Source organism: Variovorax sp. YR752, assembly GCF_943372545.1.
Genome location: NZ_CALRZC010000102.1, coordinates 1 through 26,097, shown reverse-complemented (window position 1 = coordinate 26,097; position 26,097 = coordinate 1). Strand labels below are relative to the sequence as shown.

Sequence of the window (26,097 nt, the reverse complement as noted above, 5' to 3'; positions counted from 1 at the left end):
GCATGAGGTTCTATGGTTTGCGTCAAGCCGCCAACTGCAACTTCGCTGAGTCGAACGGCTGGCCGCTCTTCCATACCGCCCACGCGATGCGCAGGAGCTTTCGTGCCAGGATCACCACGGCTGGCGTGCTCTTGAAGCCCTTTGCTCTGATAGCGCGGTAGGTCGGACCCAGAGCCTTGCTGCGGGTGGCCGCCAGTGCAGCCAGATAGAGCTGTCGGCGCAAACTGGGCGACCCCCGCTTGGACAAGCGTCTTCTGCCGCTTCGCATTCCCGAATCGCAAGGACGCGGATCCAGGCCGCTGTAAGCCACCAGTGCATCGGCGTTGGCAAACTCGATGCGATTGAGCAACGCCGCCAGCATCGCCGCGCTTTGTGGGCCGATGCCGGATATGGATTGCAGCAACGCACTGGCCTGGCTGAGCTTGGTCTCGCTGGCCACCAGCGCTTGTACCTCGCAGTCGATGTGCCGCAGCAACTGCTCGAACTGCCGCTCGAGTTGCAGCACCGCTGGAGCCAGTTCCTCCATCCCGGCCAGCACCTGGCGCAAAGACGCTCGATGTACGGCAACATGTGCGCGGCGCTGCAGCAGTTCCTGCACGCGAAGCTGCGCTGCCGTGCCGGGCGCCCATGCGTGCAGCGATGCATGGTGCTCGGCGATGTAGCGGGCGATGATCTGCGCGTCGCCCGGATCGGTCTTGCCGCGGGCTCCCAGCGCCTTGGCATAGAAGTACACGTCCTTGGCGTTGAGCACGTACACCCGCAGCCCGGCCCGGTGCGCCAGACGAGCCAGGTCCTGGTGATAGCGACCCGTGGACTCCATCCCGATCACGGCCCGCGGCGACAGCGTCTTGAGCCAGCGCTTGATCGCCCGCTCCTCGTTGGCCACCAACTGCGCCTTGGACTCGCCCCACGTACAGCTGACCAAGGTGTCCTTGGCCACATCCACTCCGATGAACACTTCGTGCGCTTGCATGGGCAATTCCTCCAGTCGGACAATCCAATCCGCTGGGGTGGTGGGCCCACCTTCCACGTTGTCTTGCCTTCAGATCGGCGGTCGGCCGTACCTCGGTTCGGGCGCCGCTCAGTTCCTCATCGACGCTGGAAGGCGGGGTGGGAGAGTTCTCATTGCCGTCGGTCCGTCTCAGCGGCCGATGCCGCCACGGGCGTCTCTCCACCCCAGCGCCTTGAACCATACAAGCCGACTTGGGCTCCCTCCCATTCCAGCAAGATCATCCGGCGGCTCGAACAGGACGTGTTCCCGTGGATCGGATCAAGGCCGATCAGCGCCATCCGGCCGATGGACCTGCTCAAGCTCTTGAAGCGCGTCGAAGAACGCGGCGCGATCGAAACGACCCACCGCATCCAGCAGAACTGCGGCCAGGTCTTCCGCTATGCCGTCGCCACGGCCCGTGCCGAGAGCGATCCAAGCCGCGATCTCCGTGGCGCACTCACCCCGTGGAAGCCAGAGCACTATCCGACCGTGACCGAGCCACGTGAGGTCGGTCGCCTGCTGCGTGACATCGACGCCTATGAAGGCGGCTTCATCACCAAGTGCGCGCTGAAGCTCTCACCGATGCTGTTCGTGAGGCCGGGCGAACTTCGACGCGCGCAATGGAGCGAGATCAACCTCGACGCTGCTGAGTGGCGCATCCCTGCGGCAAAGATGAAGAGCCGCATCATGCACATCGTTCCCCTTGCGACCCAAGCCATCAAGATTCTGCGTGAACTGCATGCGCTTACAGGCCGCAGCGCCTGGGTGTTCCCAGGCGTGCGAACGAACGGCGAGCCGATGAGCGAGAACACGGTCAACGCCGCACTTCGACGTCTGGGGTATCACCGATCGGTGATCACTGCGCACGGATTTCGCGGCATGGCGTCGACCATGCTGCATGAATGCGGCTGGTCGTCTGACGTGATCGAGCGACAACTGTCCCACGCTGAACGCAACGCTGTGAAAGCGGCCTACAACCACGCCGAGCATCTTCCGTCGCGCCGCAAGATGATGCAGGCGTGGGCCGATCACCTTGACGGCCTCAAGAAGGCGGGTCAAGTGCTCCCGCTGCGCGCTTAGCCCGGCGCGACTGTCTTGGTTCACTTGGCCAGAACCAGCAAAGCCGCCTGCAAGCGCTGCGTGGACCACAACACGGGGCGATCCTTGTACGAGATGCGCAGCCTTTCCGTCACGTCACCCTTCGTCGGCGAGACGGTCACTGTCGCAAGCACGACCCAGGGATCAAATGAACAGGCTGGGCAAGGCGGAATCGGGAGCGGCTGGTTCGAGTCGCCGCGCACGAACTCTTCCAGAGTCTGACGCCACGCCTGCTGATCCTTCTTCAGTGCGGTGTGGGACTCCGGGAGACTCCAGAGCACCTTGATTTCGAACGATTCGCGCACTCTCGAATACTCGCAATCGGCGTCGTCGCAGCCACAGCCGGCAGGATGCACGCGCACCGGTCGCGAATGGCACTCCGCATAGCGAACTGCGACATAGGCAGTCGAAGTGCCCTCCTGCACCGCAGGCGGCTCGCCCCAGGGTGGGCACGCTGTCCGCACCGTGCACGCAGCGTCCTGGACACCCAGGCGCAGATCGACCCTGACGGCGTCGGCGATACAGACCTCATCACCGCTGGGGCTGACGGCGTAGCCGGGCTTGACGTTCACTTGCCAGCTGTCGGCGCCGCCGAAGCGCTCGACCTCGCAGCCGCAGACAACGCCCCAGCCGTGCAGGTAGCGCTGGTGCCGTCGCGACTTTTCACGTTGGTACTCCTGCTCGGCGCCGAGGTCGTCCGCCGTCAGCAACTGACGCGGAAAGTAGCGCACCCGTTCGAGGGCGGTCGCGCAACTCGTGCACTTCAGGTCACTCATGTTCGACATGGTCTTCTCCGTTCATCGACTCGGACAGGGCATCAGCCCACGACGAAGCTGGCGACGAAGTCCCCGCCGGCCGTGCCGTCGCCGGAGATCGAGCCGTTCATCGGGTTTGCGGGTTCGCCGTCGAGCGCCACGCCGGCCAGGTCGGTCAGCGCACGCCGGCCGCTGGCCGCAGCGTCGCTGCCTGCAAGCAGAATCCGGTAACGGCCCTTCTGCCAGCCCAGTTGTGGACCGCGTGAATAGACCGTGTGGTCGGCCAGGTCGAAGCGCACGACCTGCGGCGACTCGAGGGCGAGCGTCCCCGCCACATAAGGCTGGTTCTGCAGAGGTTGTACCGGTACGACGAGCACGTTGTGGCGTTCGAAGTTGGCGTCGCCGGTGCCTGCCGTCGTCGGTCGATGCTGGGCCTGATCAAATGGCCTGCTGAACGTGATCCGGATTGCGTTGGTCCGCGCGCCGATCGGCAAGTGCGTCACTTCGAGTGCCGACTGAACATGGCCCACGGCCGCCTCGCCGGCTGCGGCGCCTCGATGCAGAAATTCGACCGCCGTCACGCGCATCAGGCTTTGCGGAGTCTCGTTGCAACAGTCGTCGATGCGTTGAGCAAGGCACAGGATCAGGTCCAGCAGGACCTCGTTGCTGTAGATGCGCGGGCGCACCAGGCAGTTCTCCACGGCCAGGACGGTGTTGTCGCTCATCACGCCCGCGGCCAGCGGCACGCAGGGGTCGCCATCCGCCGTTTCGCAATCGCGCCCCACGACCTCGCAGAGCAGGTGGCGGCGGCTGCCCAGCGCTTCGAGCAGGGCCTGGCGTGCCGGGGCTCCTCCGGCCGCACCAGCCTCCGCGAAGCCCGGCGGCAGTTCCAAGCCGGGTTGGCTGCCTGGCTCGGCATCGGGTGCTGGTTCGGATTGCTGCGGCAGGCACCAGCGTGGGTCGGCCTGCAGCGGTGCCAGCCCCGGCGTGATCTTGAAGCAGAAGGTCTCGACGCTGGTGCCGGCAGCGCAGTCCGCATGGGTGCCGCACTCGGCCACGAGCGCAGGCTGGTAGTCGGCGCCGCACTCGCGATAGCAGGCCCAGAGGGTGAAGAAGCAGAGACCGTCCATCACCTGCTGTGCCTCCCCGACCGAGCCGGCACAGCAACCCATGCCCGGCGCTGCCGGATCGACGCAGCTGCGCACCGGCACGACGATTTCGCGCCCGAGGCCGTCGACGGCCACGCCAGGCTCCACGCACAGGCGCCCGTCGTCGATCGTCACGCGCAGACCGCACAGCACACCCTTTCCGAGGGTCAGGCGGTTCATCAGAGCCTGCTTGAGCCGCCCGTAGTCCTGCTCCATCCGGAAGTGCTGAACGTCCATGCGCTTGCCGTAGAAGTACTGGTTGCGCCGCGGTGCAGCCAGCACACGCAGCAGTGTCTCAACGTTGTCGTTGGCGTTCATCGTCGGCGCACTCCTATTGCAAGGTCAGAGTTCCGTCCAGGCGCGCAGCACCGGCACGCGAGACGTCGTTGGACGGCACGCGCGAGTCGACCCCGAGGCGGGCGGCGCCGAGCGGGAGCGCCGGCGGCTCGCCGCCGACGATGGCATCGATGCCGATGCGCGCCTGGAATCCGACGCGCATGTCCGGCGCGACCACCTGCACCCGGTAGTCGGTGTGCGCCGGCTTCTCGCGATCGACGATGCGGAACAGTTCTCCAAGCAACGCCGGGTCGCGCACGCGATAGGCGTCGACCACCACGCAGAAGCGATAGGCCTCGTCGGCAAAGAGCGTCAGGCCCATCTGATCCGGCAATAGCGGTCCGCTCGCGCCGACGACGGAGCTGCCGGCCGGTCCCGCGCAGGGGCCGAGCTCGCTGCCGCCCTCGGGCACCACGACGCCATCCGGTTCGAGCACGGCCAGGCGTGTGTCGAAGCCCAGCCTCGACGAAAGCCCCAGCACCCAGACTCGCCGCTCGCTGAACGCTTCCACGATGGCCGGGCGGATGCCTGTATGCAGCTCGACGAACCGCGCAATCGAGTCTGGCGTACCGCGACGCGCGAACATCGCCACAGCCTGGGAAATCAACGCGCGGCGTTCGGCATCGTCGGCAATCTGCGGCAACTCGAGCGCGAGCCAGTGCGCCAACCAGCGCAGCGCATCTGGCGACACGAATTCGGGGGCGGCCAAGCGCGGCAGGTCGTCGAGACCCGCCTCGATGCGGCCGAACTCGCCTCGCAGCAGCTTCAGCCAGCGCGAAAGAAAGCCGTCCTGATCGTGCCGCCGGAAGGTCGACGGCAGGTGATCGAGATAGTCCTCTGCGGCGGTCGCGCAACGGATCTGCCGGATCACCGGCGCGCTGCGAGCCGACGCCGCGCGCAGCCGAAGTCGCAGCCAGACGAAGCGTCCCGGGCAGGTCGCGTCGCCAGCGAGCAGGGCGTCCGGCGTTGGCAGCGTCGTCCAGTCGCCGGGCAACGGCGGGCCTGGGTCGGGCCGGAGCGCAAGCTCGAGCAGGGCGTTGCCTTGCGGTGGCACGTCGGCATCGATCCAGGCACGCTCCCAGCAGCGGCCTTCCCCGGCGTCGAACGGCCCCGCCTCGAGTTCACCGGTCGCCACGCATGCTGCGTCGGGCGCGAACGTCGCGAAGCGCTCGTCCAGCCCTGCCTTGATGAAGAGTTCGCCGCGTTCGCCGATGGCCATTGCCGTGACCGGGCCTCGCCAGCCTTCGACTGAGCCCACCCATGTGCTCGCCTCGAAGACCAGAACCGCCCCCGTGGCGGCATCGGCAACGTAGGCACGTGTGCCACGGGCCACCACCACGCCTGGCAACCAGCCCGCCGGCCCGGTCAGCCGACTCATGGCTCTCCCCTCGGCGTCGAAAACGAAGACAGTGTTTGCAGCGGAGTCGGACACGAGCACCGCATCGGCCGCACCCACGGCCACGCTGAACGGCGACTGCAATTCGGTGATCTGGCCCAGCTGCGTCGCGAATCGCGCATCGATGTTGCCGTTGGCGTCGATGCGTTGCAGGCTGCGCGCGCCGCCGTCGATCACCAGCAGCCGGCCCTGACCATCGAACGCAATGCTCGATGGCGCCCCGCCCGCGTGCAGCGACAGATTCGCCTCCAGTCGCGGAATGGCCAGCCGCTGGAGGGCGCCGTGCCCGCTGTCGGCCACCACCAAATAGCCCGCGCCCACCGCGAGCCCGCGCGGAGCGACGAAATGCCCTGGCGCATCCACCGTCGGTTGGCCCTGCATCGGCAGCCATTCGCGCGTGCCGCACAGGCCATCGACGAAGAGGATGCGGTCTTCGGCCGTGTCGGCCACGAAGATGGCGCCACAAGGCCCGAGGGCGAGCCCCGACACCACACGTGCACACGGATACGAGGTCGGGATGTCGACGGCACGGCCGTCCACTGGCGCCGGCACGCGCTCCAACGACAGATCACCGTCGGCCTGGACGGCAAGCCCGCGCAGCCGGCCGCGCCAATGGCCCCGGTCGCGCAGCACGGCGTACGCTGTGGTGTTCATGGTCAGTCGAGGTAGAGCGCGTAGAAGAGCTTGCCGCCACCCTGGTGCTCGGGCACGACGAACTCGAGCTTGTGCGCGCCGGGCAGCAGGTCCACACCGAGCAGCAGCAGGTCGATCACGGCCGTGCCATCGGTGACGAAGAGTTCGTTCTCCGGCGTCGACGATTCGCCGACACCGAGTTGCGTCAGTGCCGGCAGCTGTTCCAGGATCTTGTCGGTGACCGTCGTGCCGTCGAGCTTGACCTTCAGCTCCTTGAAGTAGGAAAAGGGGTTCTTGCCGCGAACGCCAGGCTCCATGCCTGTCTCGTCAATGCTGGACGCGCCGAAATCCGGGATGATCGTGGCGGTTGCCGGGTTGGGGTTGCCAACAGTGACCCCGGTCAACGCATGCCTGTGCTCTTCGCTGGAGAACATCGGATTGACGCTGTTGTCCAGGACCTTCTTGGAGTTGCTGGCGTCGTGCGGGTTTTCGGCCACCTTGAATCCGCCTTCGTTCTGCGCCTTGTCGCCGTCCGCCCAGAAGGCGTGCCGGTGCTCACCATCGAGCTCCATTTCACCCACGAGGCTGTGCGAATGATCGAAGTCGACGACCCACTCGTTGCCGTCGACAACGATATTCAGATCGTGCGTGTGCCGCGCCAGCTCGCTGTACCACAGCGACGAGATGCTTCCGCCGCGCAAGTACAGCTGGGCCCGCGCCGGCAGCCCGTCGGCAATGTGAAAATGCAGCAGCTTGGGGCAGCCCGGTGCCACGTCACCGTCACCCACCAGCGACAGCACGCGCGTCTTGCCGGCCTTGACCGGCACCGCATACTTGCGCACGCCGGGCGAACAGCGCACCACTTCGCAGGTCTTGGAAAGTTCGAGTTGGGCCAGCACGACCTTGCCGCTGTCCGCCGCCGGCCAGGCGTCCAGCACTTCGAACACCGCGTCGGCGACGACCCGCGTCGGCGCGCCCCAGGCGAGCCGGTCGCCGCAGGCGCGGTACGGTGCGCCGACGGCGCAGGAGGTCGACACCGGGACACTGCGGGTCTCGCGGTACGAGACGACAAGCAGGTTGCCGAACACCACGCCCGCCGAGGCGCTGGGCGTGCCGCTCACGAACACCGACAGGTCGGCGGGCAGGAAGATCTCGCGCCCCAAATGGTCGAAGGCCAGGCCGTCGCGCACGACGACGCGGTGCACATCGGACTTGTCCGGCTCGACCTCCAGCCCGGTCACGATGCCGGCCGAATAGAGCGCCCGGTTCAACACACGTCGCATGCCCAGGTGGTAGCCCTGCTCGCTGCGGAAATCCGCTGCCGCGAGCCGCTGGCCATTGAAGTAGTTCAGGCGCGCGAGCGCCTCGTCAGCGGGGTTCGCACTCATGGGGATCACTCCTGTTCAGGTCGATCGCGATGTCGCTGCTGATCGTCAATCGATGCCGCCCGGGCCGGACCAACTCGTTCGCGCACAACAGGACGTTGTCGCAGATGGATGCTTGGCCCGCCGCGGGGCCAACGACGAAACCGAGCTCGGTCACGCGATCGACACCTTTCGTGCCGGCCAGCAGCGCCAGCACCTCGCTGCGGTAGACCGCGCCGCCGAACGGCCAGCCGAGGCCGTCGGTGCCGCCGCTCAGCGGGTCGAAGTAGGCGTCCAGGCGCGCGCGCGCACGCTGCCCGACCTGCGCGGCATCGGCGCCGCAGACCAGCGACAGACGTGCCTGCACGCCCACTTTGCGGTAGCGCGCCGCGGCCAGCCGGATCTCACCGGTCACGAGCCGGCGCGGCTCCAGGTAGCGCGCGACGGCGTCGAGCATCGCCTGGCTCGGCCGTGGCGCCGCCCGCGGGCAAGGCGGGATGACGAGCAAGGTGATCACGCCGGGCGCCGCGAAGCACGGCAGCAGCGGATCCATGTTCGCCACCGCTCGGGCACGCGCTACTGGCACGCCGGGCGTGGCACGCGCCAGTCGCTCGATGTCGGCGAGCGTGACGGCCTTGTCGACCGCGCCGGCCAGATCGAAGGCGCGCGCCTGTGCCCGCTCGAGCGGCTCGCACGCGGCACCGCCGCTGGCGGCAAACGGCTGCATGACTTCGAGCGCGGCGCCGAGTGCCGCCAGCGCCGGAGCCCGCGCGAGGTTGTCCGCAGTGAGCGGCACCTGGGTCAGGCTGCCCTTGCCGACGTTCCCTTCGATTCCGCCGCCGCGCCGGTAGTCCGCGCGCAGTTCGTGGCCTGCCGGCAGGATCTCGCCGCGCAGGCCGTCGCCGCTGTGGACCTCGCCCCGCTGCGCGTCAAGCCGGTAGTCGCGGTCGTGCGGCCCGCTGCGATCCCAGTCGGCGACTTCGCGCCAATCGCCCTGCTGCTGACCGGCGCTGCCCTCCAGGCTCAGGCACATGCTGCCGGCGACGATCGGGGCCTCGCCGACGCCGAAGACCGCACCCGCGTGTCCGCGCGCTCTGCCGAGCACACGCCGCACACGGCTCAGCGCATGTTCACACGTGACTGCGTTGAACGCCACATGCACGAGCCGCGGCGGGCACTCGAATCGACCGCTCGCGATCCGGCAGCGCAGTCGGTAGCGCGCGTCAGGCCCGCTCGGCCGCTGGTCGGCCGGTGCAGTGAAGCGCACGAAACCGCTCAGCGTGAGCGCACGTGTTTCATCGACCACATCGGCGAGCGGCCGCCAGCTGCCGCTGGCGGCGAAGTACTCCCACACCGTGCGCACGCGGTAGTGCTGGCGCCAGTCTGCGGGCAATGCCGCGTGTGCATCGCCGCAGCGCATGCACCACGCTGTCGCGTCAGCCTCCAGGGCATGCCGCGTCGCGGCGTCATCTTGCCAATGTTCGGTCCACACGTGCAATGCCAGTGTGGCGCCCGGCGCATCCAGCGCGCGGTCGAAGCCAAGATGCAGCGCGTGGTCAGGCCGCGGGTGCGCACCGAACGCGAAGAAGGCTTCGCCGGGCCGGCCGGGATCGTCGTGGCCCATCGCGTCGGGCGCCTCGGGCCCGAACTGCAGCAGTCGCGCCGGCGACACGACCAGGGCTGCCGTGGTTTCGAACTGAGCCTCCTGCGGATGGCCGAGTTGGATCCGCGGCGGCAACGCGATCGATGCGCCGCCTGGGCCGTGGATCGCGACGACCGTCTGCGCCACACTTGCCGGCCGCGGCTCGACGCCCACCAGCCGTACGAACGCGCGCCGCGCTTCGTCCGATAGGCGATCGAGTCGGTAGATGTTCTGCTCGCCCAGCCAGGCACCAAGTTCCAGCAGCGTGATGCCGGCATCCGACGCGTTGTGGTCGGTCCAGTCGGCAGCACTGCGCATCAACAGGCCGCGGCACTCAGACACCAACTGGTCGAAGCTGCGATTGTCCAGACTGGGTTTAGGCAAGGGCATGGTTCACGCTCGGCAGCACGATCTTCAGTTGCAGCTCGCCGGCGCAGACGAGTTGCCCGGGTTCGATCGGCACGCTGTCGCCACAAAGCGCCGACCCTGCCAGCAGTTGCAGCGCCTCGATGACCGCCACACCGGGCACGGCCCTGATCAGCATCGCTACGTCGGAGAGATAGACGCTGCGACCGAAATCCCAGCCGTGGCCGTCGTGTGCGCCGCGGGTCGGGTGCAGGAAACGGATCAATGCGCTGCGCACGCGCGCCTCGACGGTCGCAGCCTCGTCGGGTGAGGCAGGGCGCAGGCTGGTGTGCACGGCGACGGCAACGTAGCTGGGCGCGAGGATGCGCAGGCCGCCCGCGATGCCGGCGGGCACACGGCTGGCGAGGTGACGCAGCACTGTGTCGCCGAGCTGCGTCGATGGTATCGGGCTCGAGTCGTTGGAGTGCGGCACCAGTACGATGCCGACCCAACCCCGGCTGCCGCGCCCGTCCGGGCCTTCCAGGGGCAAGGCGCGCGCCCGCGCGACCTCGGACGAGGCCGCGCAGGCCAGCCACGCGTAGTCGTCGATCGCTACCGCGCGATCACGGTGGCGGATGGCCTGGACACCGCGATCGCGTGTCGCGCGCAGCAACTCGGCGGCCGCACCACCGGCCGCCGCGAGCGGGTTGCTCACCGATTTGACGAAGCCGACACTGCTGCGCAGCTCGCGCAGGGTCGCCTGCGGAACGTTGCCAACGACACCGCCTCCCGTGACGTAGCTGATCACGATCGGGCACCCGGCCGGCGGGATCGCGCCGTTGGCGCCAGGGAAGCGGAACACGCCCGTCGCACGCTCGACCACGTAGTGCCGGTCCCCAGCCGCGCTGCGGTAGAAGTGTGGCTGGGCGTGCCAACGAACCCATGCCGCGGTCGTCACCGTCGGATCGGCCGGGTCGACCTCCAGGCGCAGATCCTCGGCGGCCACGCCACCGACCGCGGAGCGCCAATCGTCGCCGCGCCCGCTCCATTCGCGCACTTCAAGCCTTTCACCTGTCTGCACGGGCACCCCGGCGATGGGTCGGTCCAGTGCCGCTTCGAAGCTCCCGGCGCTTGCCACCATCGGGTCGGCGGCGGGCGGCATCGTCGTGACACGAAGGCTCGGCAGCACGAAGGTCTGGTCGCCGTTGCCGTTGCTCGTGCCCAGCATTTCGCGCTCGGCGCGCCGGCCGTGGCTCGCCCACACGGCGTTCAGCCACAGACCGCCACAAAGGAATGCCTGCTGCTGGCTCGTCAGCGCGGGCTTCAGGCGCGCGCGGATGCGGTAAAGGGCACCGCCGAGACCATCGCGCGGCAGCGCGTCCGGTGCGCCGACAAACTGGATGAGGCCACTGCGACGCAACCCGCCCGTGCCGTCGCGCACCGACAGTTCGGTCCAGCCGCGCTCGCCCCAGTAGTCCCAGGCGAGCGGCTGCGGGTCGCCCTCCGGCGGGGCCTCGATCACGTGCATCAGCAAGCTGACCAGTGCCGCCGGTGGCCGCGCCGTGAATCCCAGATGCAGCGCTGGCACGCGGTCTGCCACGGGTGTGAAGGGTACGAAGGGGCGGCGCGGCCACCGCGCGTCCTCACCGTGGTCGACGAAGGCGAAGTCGTTCTCGCACAGGCACTGCTCGAGCGCGGTCGGGTTGGTCAGGTAGACGTAGCTCGCCGTGACGCCGGTGATCACCGGCGGCTTCAAGGTCGATGGCGAGCTCTTTGCGACGTAGTTGGCGGCGTCGTTCGGATCGGCTTCGACCGTGACCGACAGCGGTTGCCCGTAGTCGCCGCTGAGGATGCGCAGGCGCAACCACAACTGCTTCTCGCCGCTGACCTCGGACTCTTCCCATCCGGTGGGGCTGACGAACGAGATCACGCCAACCAGCGTCTCGGGTGCAGTGGCTGCCGTAAGTGCCTTGGTGCCGTCGTCGTACTCGTGGTCGGAGCCCAGCGGCAGCCAACGGCCGCCGCTGTGGTATTCCGCCTGCATGCGCGGAGCCTGGGCGGTGCCAGCGGCGTAGTCGGAGTAGATCTTCGAAAACACGAAGGCCAATTCGACCCGCGCGCCGGTGCGCGAGAACGCGTTCTTGCAGGCAAGGTAGAGCACTGCGTAGGCGCGGGGCTGTTCGCCGAATGGGTAGAAGTCCTTGCTGATGTCGAGCGACACGTCGTCGAGCCGGGCACTGTCGATCATCAGGTCGGTCTGCGCGAAGCCGACACGTGCCCGGATCACGTCGACCTGGGGCAGCGCGCCTTCGGCGTCCGCGCCTTCCGGACGCAAGGGCGGCAGCGCATCGGCCAGCACGAGATGAACGCCGGCCACGGCGGCGTTGAGCAGCGTGTCCAGGCGAAGCGAATTGCCGAAGATATTGCGCACCGTCGCACGCTGGATGCCGTCGATGGTGACGACGTCGCCGACGACGAGTTCGATGCTCGACTCGACCTCCACCGCGACCAGGCCTTGCGCATCCGGCTGGGTCGCCGTGCTCACGACGCGTGCCGCCGGCGTGCGTGCCGAGACGGTCGCGCGGATCCAGCAACTCGAAATCCCCGCGATCACATCCACCTTGCTGTCGGGCCCGCAGCGCTTGCTCACGGTGATGGTGCCGTCCTGCGTGAAGCGGGCCGTGCCGTCATCGAGCAGTTCCAGCGGCAGCCAACCGTCGGCACTGAGATAGTCCCAATCGAGCAGCAGCGGCCGCTGCCCGGCGGTGGGGCTGCGTTCATGCGAAGTCGCGCCGAAGCTGAAGGCAAGCACGATCTCCGCGCTGCCCGCGAGGTTGAACAGTTCGGCATGCCCCAGGCAGAGCCGGTGCGGCACCGGCAAGGTCGGCTCGAAGACCCTGAATGCGCCCGCTGCGGCGCCGCCGTGGTCGGCGTAGGTGTCGGCCTGCGGATCGATCGAGTACACCGCCGCCAGACTGCCGCGCATGGCCGTGATCTGCTGCTCTGTGAAGAACTCGGGCGCCGTCTGCGGGGCTGCGTCGGCACTGCCGTCCAGCGACGGCGCGGGCGGCGGCAGCACCGCGCCGACGCGGCAGCCCGTCGGCACGGTGGCGTCGCCGGACGCGGTGTCGAGCAAGGCGAAGACGAGCGGCGCACGTGCGGGCTGGGCCGGCAGCACATTGGCCCCGATGCTGTCTAGAAACTCGAGCTGCAGGCGCAGCGGTGCCGCGTTCAGCCCGTCGCCCTGGATCTCGAGGTTGCGTGCGAGCGCCGCGTGCAGCCCCGCCCCCGCATCACCACCGGCATGCCACTCGGGAACATAACCGCGCCGATTGTGCGTCAGGGCCGTGCGGATCGCGGCGGCGTCGCGATCGGTGAGCATCGGCGTGGGTTCGCTGCAGTTCATCCGTCACGTCCTTCCTGCAGATAGAAGGGATAGACGAGGTTGTAGAAGGTGTTCGTGGCACGAATCCGATAGCGCAGCTCGAGTTCGATCTGGCCGCGCGATGGCTGCGCCGTCGCGGTCACGCCGATGCTGTCGATGCGCGGCTCCCACAGCACCAGCGCCTGCTCGACACGATGCCTGGCCAGGGCCAGCGTCTGCGCATTGATCGGCTCGAACGCCAGCGCGCGCAAGCCGGCGCCAAAGTCCGGGCGCATCACGCGCTCGCCGGGTTCGGTGTCGAGGATGACGACGATGGCCTGGCGCACGTCTTCCTCGTGTTCGGCCATCGCGAGTGTTCCGTCAGCGCTGGCCGTCGGCGGGAAGGCGAATCCACGCCCGAGGAATGCCTTCGGTCCGGGCTGCCCCGGCGCCGGTGGCGGTGGCGGCGATGAACGGGTGCGCATGTCAGCCGATCCACACGTTGGGGGAACCGACGATGATCGTGGCGCCGCACCCGGTCATGTCGCCGACGCGCGCGGCCGCCTGGCCCGCGATGAACACCGTGGCGCTGCCCGTGCTCACCGGTGACGGCGGATGCGGGCCGGCCGGCGGTGCCAGTGCGCAGGTGTGCTGATCGCCGAGGCGCGCGGCCGCCACGCCATTGATCAGGACCGTGACCGCGCCAGGCCCAGCGACCATGCCTGGGTGGCTGGTCGCGTCGAACACACGTGCAGCAAAGGCCATGGTCGTCTCTTCAGTTGATGTTGACGCTTGAGCCACGCAGCGTGCAGACCCCACCGGCCTGCACTGCTGCTGTTCCGCCGCTCTGCGCGGTCAGCACGGTCTTCGCCTTGATCTCGATCACCGGCGCGTCGAGGGTGATCTTGGTGGCGGCGGTGATGGTCACGTCGCCGTCCTTGCCGATGGACACGGTGGCCAGGGGGGTGCTCAATTGCGCCTTCAGCGGGTCGAGCGTCACCTTGGAGAAGGTGTTCGAAGTCAGGGTGACTGACTGCGTCGCCTCGTCGAACGACAACTCGTGGCCCAGCGGCGTGCGGATCTTGCGCTGGGTCACGGCGTCGGTCGGCGCCAGCGACGGTGGGCGGTCGATCGTGTTCCACAAGGTACCGATGACGAAGGGCTCGCGCAGGTCGCCCTGGTGGAAGATCACCAGCACCTCGTCGCCGATCTGCGGCACGAAGAAGGTGCCGCGCAGCATGCCGGCCATGGGCAAGGCCAGCCGTGCCCAGGGCAGGAACCCGGGCAGCCAGGGCAGCACGAGCTGCACCCTCGCCTCGCCCGTGCTGTCGACGTTGTTGATCACCGTGGCTACGGACACGCCATGGACCTTTTCCGCGGGTGGTTTGAGCTGAACCTTCTGGCGCAGACCGAACTTGACGGCTTCTTCGCTCATCACTGTCCTCAAAACGTGGCGCGTACCGGGACCGCGCCCTGGTCGCCTGGGGGGATGGAGCCAAACCAGATTTCCTTGCGGGCCTCGAATCGGGTGCGGAAGCCACTGCCGTCCAGCGAATGCGTGATCGCCGTGGCGCGATACAGGCCGCCGAACTCTTCGCCGACCCCTTCGATGCGCAACACGTCGCCGGCGCGCAGCGCGGCGTCTCCGACGATGGAGCCCGAGGCCGTCAACCGGTTGTTCAACTTCGGCACCAGTTCAGAAACCAGTCGGCGCGGGATGGCGGTGAGCGTCAGGGGTTCGTCGATCAGGTAGTCGCTCGCCGGCATGCCGACCGGCACGATGCCTGGGTAGACCGACAGCGTCAGCGCCATGCGGTCGAAGTCGAATCCCAGCGTGACGATGAAGGTCGTCTTGATGGCCGAAACCCAGATAAACCCGCTTACGCTGGCGATCTGGCCGACCGTCGAGACGCGCGGCGAGAAGTCGATCAGTGTGGCCCCATAGCGCAGCGTCCGGGTCGCGTCGAGGTGGTCGAGCGACGACGTGAAGTGCAGCACGTGCCCGCCCATCGGGCCGTCGTGTTTGACCAGCACGTCCCAGCCGTTCTCCGCGGCGATCTGGCGCAGGAAGTCGTAGTCGCTGGTGTTCGCCTGGCGCCGGATGACCTTCTGCGAGCTGATCGGGTCGGTGGCAGCGACGAAGGCATCGACGCCGCCGAGGATGATCGACAGCGCCAAGCCGACCGGATCGAAGATCGGCAACATCTGGTGCTCCAGGCTGACCAGGCCTGCCGTCACCGAATCGGGCAGCGGCGCGTTGCCCCAGGTCGGGATGGGGATCGCGAACCAGCGCAACTTGTTGCCCTCGGTCATCTTGTGGCGCCGGTCGTGCGCGGTGACCGTGAAACTCGGCGCACCCCCCGACGGAAAGCTCGCGCCGCGCGCGACGATCTCGCCGTCGAACACCTGGGTCAGCGGGTCGGGCGCATAACCGAGCATGAGCGTCAGCCCGGCACCCAGCTTGACCAGGTCGCTGTCGAGCCAGCGCAGCTGTTCGTTGGCCAGCGACACCTCGACCTCGTCCAGCCCCTCGTAGCCGGTCTTGCATTGCACGCTCTGGATCGAAGCACGCAGCGCCGCCGGCGCCGGTTGGCCATTCAACAACAGCGAGAACTCGGGGGAGAAGCGGGCCTTGTCCATTTACGCGTACACCTTGCCGCTGTCGGGGTCACGAAACGGCAGCCTGGGCAGCAGCAGCTGCAGCCCAGGCTCGAGGCCACGCGCGCTCTGCATCCTGTTGGCGATCGCGATGACGCGCCACAGCCGCGGGTCCCCGTACTCGGCACCGGCAATGGCCGACAAGGTCTCACCCTCGCTGAGCGTGTGGCGCTTCGAATAGTCGGCCGTCTCGCGCTTGACCTCCTTGGCCTCGAGATCGACGTTGCGGTATTCGTTGAACGTGACGTTGAGCCGCGCGCGCACCGGCGTGCCATCCGGCAGGAACATCAGGTAGCGCTGCGTCGCACGCGCCAGCACGCAGGTGAATGCGAGCGACCCCCAGGTGAACAGCAGGACCGGCGGCGCGTGGGTCGACGCCTCGATGGCCATCAGGTCGGTGATCTGGCGCACCAGCAGCCGCACGTCGCTCTGCGCCGCGTTGACGACACGGCTGCCGGCCTTGTGCTGCTCGTAGCTGTCCAGGAACAACTCCATCTCCAGGGTCTGCAGGTTGCCGCTGACAAACTGCAGAAGTGGCGCCGACAAGCCTGGGATCGCGGTCTGCGCATAGTTGATGTCGCGACTGAGCGTGTATTCCTCCGGATTGAACTGCACCGGGATCGCCACGCCGGTGACGGAGTTGGTGAGCAGCGCGCGTTCCAGGCCCATGCTTTGCCCCTAGACCTGACCGGTGCGCTCGCGGTAGGAGAGCACACGCCGATCGAGCGTGCGCAGCACATGGTCGGTGACGCGTGACAGCTCGTCGGCCGGCAACACCAGGGCTGCAGCCGGACTCCATGTGGCCGGCGCGCGAGCGGCGGCAACGGTCGGCGGCGGCGACGGCAACGCCGGCTCCGTGCGCGCCGGGGCCGCTGCCGGCGATCGCACGGTCGCCATGGCCAGACGGGGAAAGGCCTGCTCCTGCCAGCCTCGCCGCATCGGCAACGCCACCACAGCGAGCGGCCGGGCTGCGCTCGGCGGCGAGCCGCCGATGACGCTCGTCCGCACCCGTTCGACACAGCGTTCACGCAGCAGCCGCTCGAGCCGATGAACCTTGTGCAGCGTGTGGACGTGCTCGACGCGTCGCTCGGCGGCGGTTTGCTGCGCCACCACCGTGGTGCGCACGAGGGACACCGGCCGCACATCGATGCGCAGGCGCAGCACCGGGCGCCCAGCGCGGACAAGGAGCCGCGTGTGGCGCAGGATCTGCGCGACCAGATCGCACGGCGCATTGCGCCGCCCTCGTCGCAGGCCGTCGAGGAAGTCACGGTGCCGCAGGGCCGGCGGCGGCACGCCGAGGCGGGCAAACCGACGGATGGACGGAATGCGCATCGGTCAGCCCTCGTTCGCGCGCTGGTTGAGCGCGGATATCTGCTCGACCCAGGCGCGGCGGTCGCGGTGTTCGAGATTCATGATCTGCTCGGGGCCCCAGTGGAAGTGGTAGGCGATGAAGGCCACCTCCTCGTTCAGTTGAGCGAGGGGGTAGCCGACGACTCCCCCAGGCCGGCCGCCCCCATGGCGTGCAGCGGCTGGCCGCAATGCGGGCAGCTGCCCGCCGTGTCGTGCAGCGCATTGATGCGGTTGTAGAGGTCCTGCAGGTAGGCCAGATCGGTGGCGAACAGACCCTCGACGACCTTCGGATTGATGACCGGCAGGCTGCCCAGCCGGGTGACCACGCGCGACAGCAGGATGACGATCAGGTAGGCCTCGTTCTTCTGCACACGCGGGTCCTTCAGCGGCAGGATCTCGTCGGCCGCCGTGGCGCGGCGCATCACGCCCTCGCGGTGCAGACTGCCGTCTTCGTCGAGGAAGCCGCAGGGCAGGACGAACTCGAACTCGGTCTGAAACATGGTGGGCTCCAAGGTGTAGAAGGCGGCCGATCAGGCGCGCTCCAGCCGTTCATGGACGATCTCCAGCGTCTCGATGGCGATGTCGCTCTGCTCGGCGTTCAGCGCCGGCCCTGTCCATTTGCTGGGCCAGCCGTTGAAAAAGTTCCAGCGTACCGTCTCGACAGCCGAGCGGGTGAGCATGACGATCGAGCCGTTCTTGCGCGGTGCCGCCGGGTCGCCGTCGGCCCACTGCTTGAACCAGTCGTAGAGCTCGACACTGTCGGTCAGCCCCCGCTTCAGCACGATGTTGCTGAACTTGACCTGGCCCGGATACTTGCGGGTCGAAATGTTCTCGCCGCCCTCGCGGTGCTCGATCACGTCGATGGAAATATCTACGCCGCTGACTTCCTGGAACCCGGCCGCAGTGATGCCGTCGATCTCGACCAGGAAGTTGAAGTTGGTGTAGGGGTCTGTGCGCGCTGCCATGTTTGGCCTCCTGTCAGGATTCGCTGATGTCCGAGCCACCGTCCCAGATGCCGATGCGCACGACGATGAACTCCGCGGTAAAGCTTGGCCGCACGCCAACCTCGATGTTCAATCGGCCCAGCTGCTGTTCGGAGAATGAGTTGTTCACCGCGTCGATGCGCACGTAGAAGGCCTCTTCGGCCTTGGCGCCGAAGAGCGCACCGTCGCGCCACGAGCGCGTCAGGAAGTCGGTCAGCGTGCGCTTGAGCTTCTGCCACAGAGACAGGTTGTTCGGCTCGAACACCGACCACAGGATGCCGCGCTGGATCGACTTCTCGAGGAAGAGGAAGAGCCGCCGAATGTTCACGTACTGCCAGTTCCTGTCGGTGGCCGTGGTTCTGGCGCCCCACAGCACAGGCCGTCCACCGTCCTGAAACACCTGGACGATGTTGATGCCGAGCGGGTTCAGTTGGCCCTGCTCGATCAGGCTGATGCGGGTTTCCACGCCGAGCGCACCGTTGACGATCTCGTTCGCCGGTGCCTTGTGCACGCCGCGTGTGCTGTCGCTGCGCGCGAAGATGCCGCACACCTGCCCGCTCGGCGGCACCAGGATCGGCGGCCCGCCACTGGCCGGAAGCACGCGCAACCAGGGGGCATAGAAGGCGGCATAACCTCGTGTCGAGTCGAGCCCGCGGCGTTGCTCCTCCAGGCTGCCGGCGCCGAACAGCGGCAGGCCCGGGTCGCAGTCGAGCACGGCAAATCGGTCGGCCTGCAGTTCGCAGTGAGAGATCAGTGCCTGCTGCACGGTCGACATCAGCTCACTCTGCGCCGTGGGCCGGTCCGGCACCGCAACGATGTTCACGTCGTCGAGCGCGCGCAGCGTGTCGATGGCCGTGACGAAATCTCCGGCCGACAGGGTCGACAGGTCTTCGGCCGTGCCATCCTCGGCCGGGCTCGTGGGTGCCGCCGCGCCGGTGCGTGGAATCGCCAGCGCCACGCTGTTCGGCGGTGGCGGCTCGACCAGGGCGGCGCTGAGCAGCCCGCCGGAATCGTTGTTCACGATATCGATGAGGTAGCGCGGGTGCGTGGCATCCATCGACAGGCGGTCGTAGACCACGGTGACCGAGCCGATCGTCACCGCCAGGTTGATCTCGTTGGACGACGCAGTTGGCGCAACGGTCGACGCGGGGTCGAGGTCGAGTTGCAGATTCAAGCCAGCGCGCAAAGTCACGCGGTAGCTGACCGGTGCGAGCCCGCCTTGCTCACCCTCGGTCAGTACCTCGGCCAGCACGGTCTCCACGACCTGGGTATCCGAGAGCGAGCCCTGGGTCACCGTGAGAATCGTTCCCGGCACGAGTTGCCCGGCTGGCAATGCAGCGCTGCCGGCCGGCCGCAACCGGATCGTGCGGGTCCCGGCCGCCGTGTTGGCCAGGTGCAGGGTGGCACCCAGGGCGAGCGCCTGGCTCAGCGGCAAGGTGAATCGCACCACCGCCCCGCTGACGCTGGAGACCACGCGGCGGTCGGTGCCCGAAGAGAACGAAACCTCGTCGCCGGGCTTGAATCGGTTGGCGACGCTGGCCGCGGTGATCGTGCCCTCCGCAGCCACGCTCAACTCCATCGCGCCGGCCGCGACCGCGCCCTGTACGGTGGCCGCGGGCCGGTAGACCGCCACGCCGCTGAGCAGCGCCGCGTCGGCAAGCTCGGCCACGATGCCGAATGCGCCCGGCTGGCGTGCCTGCAGGTCGACCACCGGCCGCCCGGGCGAGGTGGTGCGGTCGTTCAGCGTCATTCGCTGGTAGCTGCCGTTGCTGGCGCGAACGACGTAGCAGACCTGGCCGCCATTCTCGAAGAAGCCGCGCACCGCGTACCAGAGGTAGGTGCCCTGCACAGGCAAGGGGCCAAAGGCGGCCATGAAGGCGGCGAACGAGGTGAGCTTGACCGGTTCGTTCAGCGGCCCGCGTTCGGCGATGCCGATGAATGCCGCGGTGCTCGTGCCCACGCCCTGGATCGGCGCACCGGGCGCGAACTCTACGATGTAGACACCGGGATAGGAAACCTGAACGGTCATCGTCATCTCCTCGTCTGCGCCATGCGGGGCGCGGTCAGAACACCAGGTCGTAGCTGCCGGTCGGCTCCGGCACCGAAACATTGCGCGGCGCACTGACACCGAGCGGCTCCGCGCTGGCCTGCAGCCGCCACTCGCCCGCGGCGACATCGGCAAACACGAAGCGGCCCAGGGCATCGGCACGCGTGAAGGCGCGGCGCTCATTGCCGGTCGTCAGCAGTTCGACCCAGGCCAGCGCCACGGGCTGGGGCGGCGTGGCGCCGTCGAGCACCACACCGCCGATGTGGTAGCGCGAACTGGCCGACTCGGGCACGTCTCGCTGCAGGGTGCGGGCGATCGTCGTCGTGACGATCGGACCGGCGCGCACCGGCGCCTCGCGCAGCGCGACCGTGACCACGGCATAGAGCAGCGGCTTCCAGCGGTTGCCGTCGCCCATCGTTCCCCAGAACTCGGCGATCTTGAAGAAGCCGTCGGTGGGCAGCAGCGTGATCGGGAAACGTTCTTCGGCCAGCGCGGCCGGCGGCGTCTGCGGCGGATCGGATGCGGCGTAGATCGCGACCGGGTCGAGTTCGTCGTGCGCGCCCAGCACCCGTATGGCTTCGGCGAGCAGGCGATGCTCGTCGGTCGTCGGGTCGATGCCCATCGACACTGCCACTGGGCTCCAGGCGCTGATGAGGTAGTGGCAGTCGACGCGGCGCGGCGGCGGCGTCTCGAATACATCCTGCTCGACCACGCTGCGCTCGCGCGCGTTGCTTCGCAACTTGCGGTTCTCGCGCAGATCGGCGAGGTAGACGTTCAGCGAATTGGCCGGGTTGCCGGCGGCGTCGGTGATCGTGGGCACCAGGCCACGCCAGTCTTCGTCGGGCGGCTGGAAGCGCACCTGCGCATCGGACGTCAGTTCTGCCACGCCGTTGCGGAACAGGCGGTGCAGGAGGGTGTCGAGGTGGTCGATCATGGATTGGAGATCAGAAGTCGTACTCCTGCAGAAAGCCCCAAGTGCGGTCGTAACTGAAGAGCGTCTTGCCGATTCGATCGGCCGGGAAATGCACTGTCACCCTTTCGCCGGTGGTCACATCGAAGCCCTTGATGACAACTTCACCGTTGTTTGCGCTCGCATAGTTGAGCACTAGGTCTTCCACACGCCATTCGTGTCCAAGCTTCGACTTCGTTCGAACGCTTGTATCACCCGGCCCACCTTCAAAACTGGACAGGAGTTCCCAGCTACTCTTGAGCTCTCCAAGGTCCGCTCTTCCACCTTCGATCTCCACGAAGTCCGGCTCCCGCCCTGTCGCCGGAGTCTTCTTCTTCCCTCTTCCTCCCGTTGACTTGACGATTTGAAGCGTCGTCTTCAAGTTGCCGTCCGGAGTCAGTACACCCACAACTTCCGTTCCTGAGAGCAGTTGAACCCCAGGTCTGATGAGTTGCCTGGCGGCGATCCACTCCGCTTCCTGCGCGTTGTAGATCCGCTTCGACGGGCCACCCTTCGCCTTCTTTCCAACTGCTCGCTGACCCTGCTTGAATGCAATCGTGGCAACTTCTGCCGCTCGGCGTTCTGCTCGTGCATTCGCTATCGCTTCGCGCAGACTCAAGGGGCCTTCGCGCAGTCCCTCGCGCGCCAGACGCGCTTCCAGGATTTCGTTCAGATCAAATTGGAAGTCGTCAAAGACTCGCGCCGCGTCGTCCGGGTTTGAGAGCAAGAGATCCCGGATGTGCTTGAATGATTCGCTTCGTATCGCCGCAAGTTCAGGCGGAAGCTCTGCCTGTTCGAGCACCCGCAATTGCGTCTCTATGGGATCGAGCCGGGTGGCACGACGCGGCGAAGGCACAGACGAAGCGGTGCTGGGGGTCAGGCCCCGACTTCCTGGCGCGCTGCCGCTACCGCCCTTTCCGCCTCCCCGCGACTTCCGTGTCGACTTCGGCGAGACGCCGGCTTTCGCTGGCCCTGCAGGTGCAGTGGTGCCCTTCCCGCCCTTGTGTTTTGGGCCAGCCATGGCGATCGGTGCATCGCGGTCAAAGTTGCCCGCGTCGGGTCCATCGCCGTCATGAATGAGCTTCGGCCCTTGCGGATGGCGGCCGCCCATGGGCGGACCGCCCCCCCCCACTGCCATTGGAAGCTCAACTTCCAAGTCGTTCGCGTCCGCCACGGCTGCATCCGGCATCAGCGCCGCATCGTGGGGCTCCGGGTCGCGGGGTGATGGCAGCGGATCGCCACGCTCAAGCAACTGTGCGACTTCGGCATCTCTTCCGAGGTCCACCGCCGGGGTCACCCTATCGTGAGGAAACTGAAGGACGCCGGGCTCTTGTTCGAAACTAGCAAGGCGCCCACCCGCGCTAGATGTGCCGGCGTCCCCCGCCGGGGACTGCTCTGACAAACGATCAGGCGTCGCCATTGGCGGCGAGGGAGCGACCTCCAACTTCCCACCTATTGACTGGGGTGACGTATCGATTGGCGCAAGCAAGTCGCCGGGGCCAGTTGAGCGCTCGGCGGGCCGCCTTGGCCCTTGCCGCAGCTTGAATGGGAGCACCTGGCGAGGCGCAGATGGTGCTGCGTCCGCGGGCAACTGAAGCTCCGCCAACCGAACGCCGGCGACGAGGCTGGATGGCACCGGCAGTGCCGACTGCGTTGGCTCGCCGACTGCAGAAACGTATGTCGCAGCATCGTGGCCAGGTGAGCCGAGGGGCATTGCGGCGGGCGGCACGCGATCGGGCCCCTCCTGCCCGGGGTGAGCTTGCGCGGCTTGCATGAGCCCAAAGACAGCTTGCGCGAGTCCTTTCACGTCATCAGCCAGCCGCCTGTTCTGTTCGGCGCTGTCGAGCTTCTCGACGTTTGCTAGGTCGCGCCTGAACTGCTCGATGGTTGGAATCAGGTTCAGGACCGCGCCACTCTTGAGCGCGTAGGCGACGAGCTGGTTCGTCCCCGACCAGTGACCCAGTCCCACCAGCGACAACACGGCGCCGATTGCGCCTGACCAGAAGGTGGTGTTCGATTGCCAGTCTTCGTCGTCCCGGTAGGTGTTGACCAGCGTGCGCAGACTGCCGACGGCACCCGCGAGGTCGGTCGCCAGCGTGATCTCCTTGACGCCGGTGGACGCCATCACAGCCTGGACAGCAAGTGAACCGCCGATGTCGCCGATGTTGAACGGACTCAGGATGGCGTCCGGCGCGAAGTTGCTGCCCAGAGTTTGGGTCACATCGTCGGATGCACCCTGCATCGTGTTTGAGAAGGCCGCGGTCGTGCTGACTCGGCCGCTACTATCGACGATGCGCATTGACTTCAGCAGGTCATGAGTGTCTGCCAGGCTGGACACCAGCGGCGCGATGCCCGGACTTAGCGGGCCGGTCAGCGATGTGGCGAGCATCAATCCCGCCGTGGAGCCACCGGTCAAGCTGCGCAGTTCATCGGTTGCCCAGAACGCGTTGTCAGCCAGATCCGTCGCCTGCGAGCCGACACCCTTGAGCACCCCCAACAGAAGCTGCAATAGGTCGCCCCAGGATCCGACAATGGTGTCCTGCATCGACTGCGTGGCCGCCATCAAGCCCTCGTAGTAGTCGGTCGCAAGCTTGGCGGCACGTTCGGCAGGCACGCGCCCTGACTCCAGGTAGTCGAACGCGGCCAGAAACTCGCCCTTACTCTGCGACTCAGCCGCCTGAAAGGCATAGGCCCGGGCCTCCCGGACAGCGTCGGTCAGCTTATCGCCCGGCGGCGTGACGCCGTAGTAGCGTTCGATCGCCCAGGTGATGGAGGAATCCGCCCAGCTGCCGTTCTGAGCGATCTGCCGAATCCCCTTGTCGATGCGGTCCGCCGTGTCGGCGCTCTGGCGAAGCTTGCCGAGCTGACCACCGATGGCGTTGTTCGCTTCGCTCAAGTTTCGCTGGTGCTGGGCCTCGTGCAGTGCGTAGAGCTGACCCTCGATGGTGATCGTCCAGCGGCCCGCCACTTGGTCGAAGTGCATGCTTTCGATCTGCGCCAACCACTGGCGCCACCCGGCCGCACCGTCTGGGGCAACCACTTCGTGCTCGGCTCGCGCCTGCCCATCGGTACTCGATCGATCGGGCGACGCCCGACTGAGGGCAATGCCCGGCGCACTGGCACCGGCAACATCGATCGGGCCGCTGCTGGCCACCGCGGCATCGGCGGCACGATCGGCGCTGGCTTCCAGGCTCGCTTCGAAGGCGCCGCCCTCGACCGCGGGTGCGGCCCCACCACGTCGCTGCTGCACGACGTGCGCCAGTTCATGGGCAAGCAGCCGCTTGCCATCGCCTGATGCCGTGGCGAATCGGTTGCTGTCGAAGACGATATCGTCGGCACAGGCAAGCGCGTTGGCATGTGCGGAACGCGCCATGTCGAGTGCAGCTGCATTGGTGTGCACACGCACGTCCGCGAAACTGGTGCCAAATCGAGCCTCCATCTCGGCGCGCACCTCGTCCGGTAACGGCGCGCCGCTCCCGAGCAGCTGGCGCACCGCGTGGTGGCCGGCACTCGCGTGAAGCGTTGCCATCGGCGACGCGATCGGCTCCAAAGCATGCCCGTGCGAAGGCGCGTCGAGTTGCCGCTGGGCGCGCTGCCCGCCGCCAAGTGCCCTGCCGGGAGCCGCTGCGCTGCTCATGTCGCCCCGTTCACCATGCCGCGCGCGGGCTCGGCGATGCTCTTGCCGAGCTTCTGGAACTCGCGCCGCGTGGCACGCAACACATGCGACTGCATCACGATCTGCCCGTCGGCCGCCGCCAGATGCGCGGCAGCCAGCAAGGTGTTGCTGATGTTGCCGCCGGAGAATCGGAACTCGCTCGCCAGCCAGTCGAAGTCGACATCCGCTCCGCGAGGCGCCCTGGGCGGCCACAGCGACTCCCACAACTGGCGGCGCTGGGGCTGCTCGGGGAACGGGAAGTTGAGCGTGAAGGTGAGCCGCCGCGCGAAGGCCTCGTCGAGGTTCTGCTTCAGGTTGGTCGCGAGCACGGCCAATCCATCGAACTGCTCCATCTTCTGCAGCAGGTAGGCAACCTCGATGTTGGCGTATCGGTCGTGCGCGTCCTTCACCGCAGATCGCTTGCCGAACAGCGCATCGGCCTCGTCGAAGAACAGCACGGCGTTGGCATGCTCGGCCGCGCGAAACACGCGGTCGAGGTTCTGCTCGGTCTCGCCGATGTACTTGCTGACGATCGACGCCAGGTCGATGCGGTACAGGTCGAATCCGAGTTCGTGCGCGATGGCCTCTGCGGCGAGCGTCTTGCCGGTGCCCGACGGACCGGCGAACAATGCCGTCACGCCGACCACACGCGCATGCACGCTGCCCGCAGCCCAGTCGCGCCGCACCGCCTCGCGCGTGGCCACACGTGCACAGAGTTCGCGCAACTGCGCATGCAGGTCGCTCGGCAGCACCAGCGAGGCCAGTTCGGCTTGAGGCACGATGCGCTGAGCGAGGTTCCCCAGCTGAGCACCGCACTGGGCACGCGCCGCGCCGGCGAGCGCGGCGAACGAGAGCTCGCCAGGGCCTGCCACCGCGGCAACGAGCCCCTCTTCGTTGGCCGCCTGCTCGATCTGGCCGGCACCCATGACGAAGCGGATCGCCACCTGCTCGATCGCCTGGGGCAAGGCGCTGCGGCCACACGCGGCCAACGCACGACGCCATGCGGCTGCGCGCGCCGCGGCAGACGGGAAGCCAATGTCGGCGTGCAAGGCGTGGAGCAAGGCCCCCGGCACCGGCGCCACGGGCGTCACACACGACACGACGAACTGGGAAGACGCCATCGCGAGGGATTCCATCAATGCGCGCATGCACTGTGGCCCGGACCGGGCCAACGCATCGACACCATGCAGGTAAACGAGTGCACCACCGAGGCGGCCGATCAAGCCGGCTCGCAGCATCGTTGCCTGCACTTCGCCAGCACTGGCCCAGGTCCTGGCGTCGACGATCAGCAGGCGATCGCCGCGCGCACGCGCGAGCGCGTTCGCCAGCGCAAACTTGCCGACGCCGTGCGGGCCGCTGAGCAGGATCTGCGGCCCGCACCCC

Annotated in this window: 22 protein-coding genes; 2 read left to right on the top strand and 20 right to left on the bottom strand. The window is 67.6% G+C overall.

From position 1 onward, the window contains the following. Positions 1-22 precede the first annotated feature (22 nt). The gene (locus AAG801_RS22465; RefSeq protein ID WP_341890353.1) at positions 23-973 is read right to left on the bottom strand and encodes an IS110 family transposase; all 951 of its coding nucleotides are present in this window, start codon (positions 971-973) and stop codon (positions 23-25) included. Positions 974-1,297: 324 nt separating this feature from the next. Between AAG801_RS22465 and AAG801_RS22460 the strand changes: the two genes are divergently transcribed. Beyond that, positions 1,298-2,071, top strand: a complete 774-nt coding sequence (locus tag AAG801_RS22460) for a site-specific integrase (RefSeq protein WP_341890352.1) — start codon at positions 1,298-1,300, stop codon at positions 2,069-2,071. Between the two features lie 20 nt (positions 2,072-2,091). Here the strand turns inward: AAG801_RS22460 and AAG801_RS22455 are convergent, their stop codons facing one another. The 19 genes from AAG801_RS22455 to AAG801_RS22365 all read right to left on the bottom strand — a co-directional run bounded on the left by AAG801_RS22455 (position 2,092) and on the right by AAG801_RS22365 (position 25,835). Next, positions 2,092-2,874: a hypothetical protein gene (locus tag AAG801_RS22455; protein WP_341890351.1), complete on the bottom strand. Its 783-nt coding sequence runs from the start codon at positions 2,872-2,874 to the stop codon at positions 2,092-2,094. 32 nt (positions 2,875-2,906) lie between these two features. Next, positions 2,907-4,310 (bottom strand): hypothetical protein, encoded by a 1,404-nt coding sequence (locus AAG801_RS22450; protein ID WP_341890350.1) that lies wholly within the window; start codon positions 4,308-4,310, stop codon positions 2,907-2,909. Positions 4,311-4,323: 13 nt separating this feature from the next. Continuing rightward, positions 4,324-6,378, bottom strand: coding sequence for a phage tail protein (locus AAG801_RS22445; protein ID WP_341890349.1), 2,055 nt, complete (start codon positions 6,376-6,378; stop codon positions 4,324-4,326). A gap of 2 nt (positions 6,379-6,380) precedes the next feature. Then, positions 6,381-7,745 (bottom strand): hypothetical protein, encoded by a 1,365-nt coding sequence (locus AAG801_RS22440; RefSeq protein ID WP_341890348.1) that lies wholly within the window; start codon positions 7,743-7,745, stop codon positions 6,381-6,383. Beyond that, positions 7,726-9,753 carry a putative baseplate assembly protein gene (locus AAG801_RS22435; RefSeq protein ID WP_341890347.1) on the bottom strand — a complete coding sequence of 676 codons (2,028 nt, stop codon included), beginning with the start codon at positions 9,751-9,753 and terminating at the stop codon, positions 7,726-7,728. The genes AAG801_RS22440 and AAG801_RS22435 overlap by 20 nt, the downstream gene beginning before the upstream one ends. After that, positions 9,740-13,114, bottom strand: coding sequence for a putative baseplate assembly protein (locus AAG801_RS22430; RefSeq protein WP_341890346.1), 3,375 nt, complete (start codon positions 13,112-13,114; stop codon positions 9,740-9,742). Before AAG801_RS22430 ends, AAG801_RS22435 begins: the two co-directional genes overlap by 14 nt. Then, positions 13,111-13,440, bottom strand: a complete 330-nt coding sequence (locus tag AAG801_RS22425; protein WP_341890345.1) for a GPW/gp25 family protein — start codon at positions 13,438-13,440, stop codon at positions 13,111-13,113. Before AAG801_RS22425 ends, AAG801_RS22430 begins: the two co-directional genes overlap by 4 nt. Positions 13,441-13,558: 118 nt before the next feature. Further along, positions 13,559-13,837, bottom strand: coding sequence for a PAAR domain-containing protein (locus AAG801_RS22420; RefSeq protein WP_341890344.1), 279 nt, complete (start codon positions 13,835-13,837; stop codon positions 13,559-13,561). Between the two features lie 10 nt (positions 13,838-13,847). After that, complete coding sequence (locus AAG801_RS22415; RefSeq protein ID WP_341890343.1) at positions 13,848-14,507, bottom strand: phage baseplate assembly protein V; 660 nt, start codon at positions 14,505-14,507, stop codon at positions 13,848-13,850. 8 nt (positions 14,508-14,515) lie between these two features. Further along, on the bottom strand, positions 14,516-15,712 hold the full coding sequence (locus AAG801_RS22410; protein ID WP_341890342.1) for a hypothetical protein: 1,197 nt from the start codon (positions 15,710-15,712) through the stop codon (positions 14,516-14,518). Beyond that, the gene (locus AAG801_RS22405; RefSeq protein WP_341890341.1) at positions 15,713-16,399 is read right to left on the bottom strand and encodes a peptigoglycan-binding protein LysM; all 687 of its coding nucleotides are present in this window, start codon (positions 16,397-16,399) and stop codon (positions 15,713-15,715) included. Between the two features lie 9 nt (positions 16,400-16,408). Further along, positions 16,409-17,062, bottom strand: a complete 654-nt coding sequence (locus AAG801_RS22400) for a hypothetical protein (protein WP_341890340.1) — start codon at positions 17,060-17,062, stop codon at positions 16,409-16,411. Between the two features lie 3 nt (positions 17,063-17,065). Next, entirely contained in the window at positions 17,066-17,188 is a 123-nt protein-coding gene (locus AAG801_RS22395) for a DUF6760 family protein (RefSeq protein ID WP_341890339.1), read from the bottom strand. An 8-nt stretch (positions 17,189-17,196) separates the two neighbouring features. Further along, complete coding sequence (locus AAG801_RS22390; protein ID WP_341890338.1) at positions 17,197-17,580, bottom strand: phage tail assembly protein; 384 nt, start codon at positions 17,578-17,580, stop codon at positions 17,197-17,199. 30 nt (positions 17,581-17,610) lie between these two features. After that, positions 17,611-18,045: a phage tail protein gene (locus tag AAG801_RS22385; RefSeq protein ID WP_341890337.1), complete on the bottom strand. Its 435-nt coding sequence runs from the start codon at positions 18,043-18,045 to the stop codon at positions 17,611-17,613. Positions 18,046-18,058: 13 nt separating this feature from the next. Then, positions 18,059-20,092, bottom strand: a complete 2,034-nt coding sequence (locus tag AAG801_RS22380) for a phage tail sheath subtilisin-like domain-containing protein (protein WP_341890336.1) — start codon at positions 20,090-20,092, stop codon at positions 18,059-18,061. Between the two features lie 34 nt (positions 20,093-20,126). Further along, the gene (locus AAG801_RS22375) at positions 20,127-21,044 is read right to left on the bottom strand and encodes a Pvc16 family protein (protein WP_341890335.1); all 918 of its coding nucleotides are present in this window, start codon (positions 21,042-21,044) and stop codon (positions 20,127-20,129) included. A gap of 10 nt (positions 21,045-21,054) precedes the next feature. Next, positions 21,055-24,696, bottom strand: a complete 3,642-nt coding sequence (locus AAG801_RS22370) for a DUF4157 domain-containing protein (protein ID WP_341890334.1) — start codon at positions 24,694-24,696, stop codon at positions 21,055-21,057. Further along, on the bottom strand, positions 24,693-25,835 hold the full coding sequence (locus tag AAG801_RS22365; RefSeq protein WP_341890333.1) for an ATP-binding protein: 1,143 nt from the start codon (positions 25,833-25,835) through the stop codon (positions 24,693-24,695). Before AAG801_RS22365 ends, AAG801_RS22370 begins: the two co-directional genes overlap by 4 nt. A gap of 63 nt (positions 25,836-25,898) precedes the next feature. On the opposite strand from AAG801_RS22365, the gene AAG801_RS22360 reads away from it, so the two are divergent. Further along, a partial coding sequence (locus AAG801_RS22360) for a hypothetical protein (RefSeq protein WP_341890332.1) occupies positions 25,899-26,097 on the top strand: 199 nt, incomplete at its 3' end.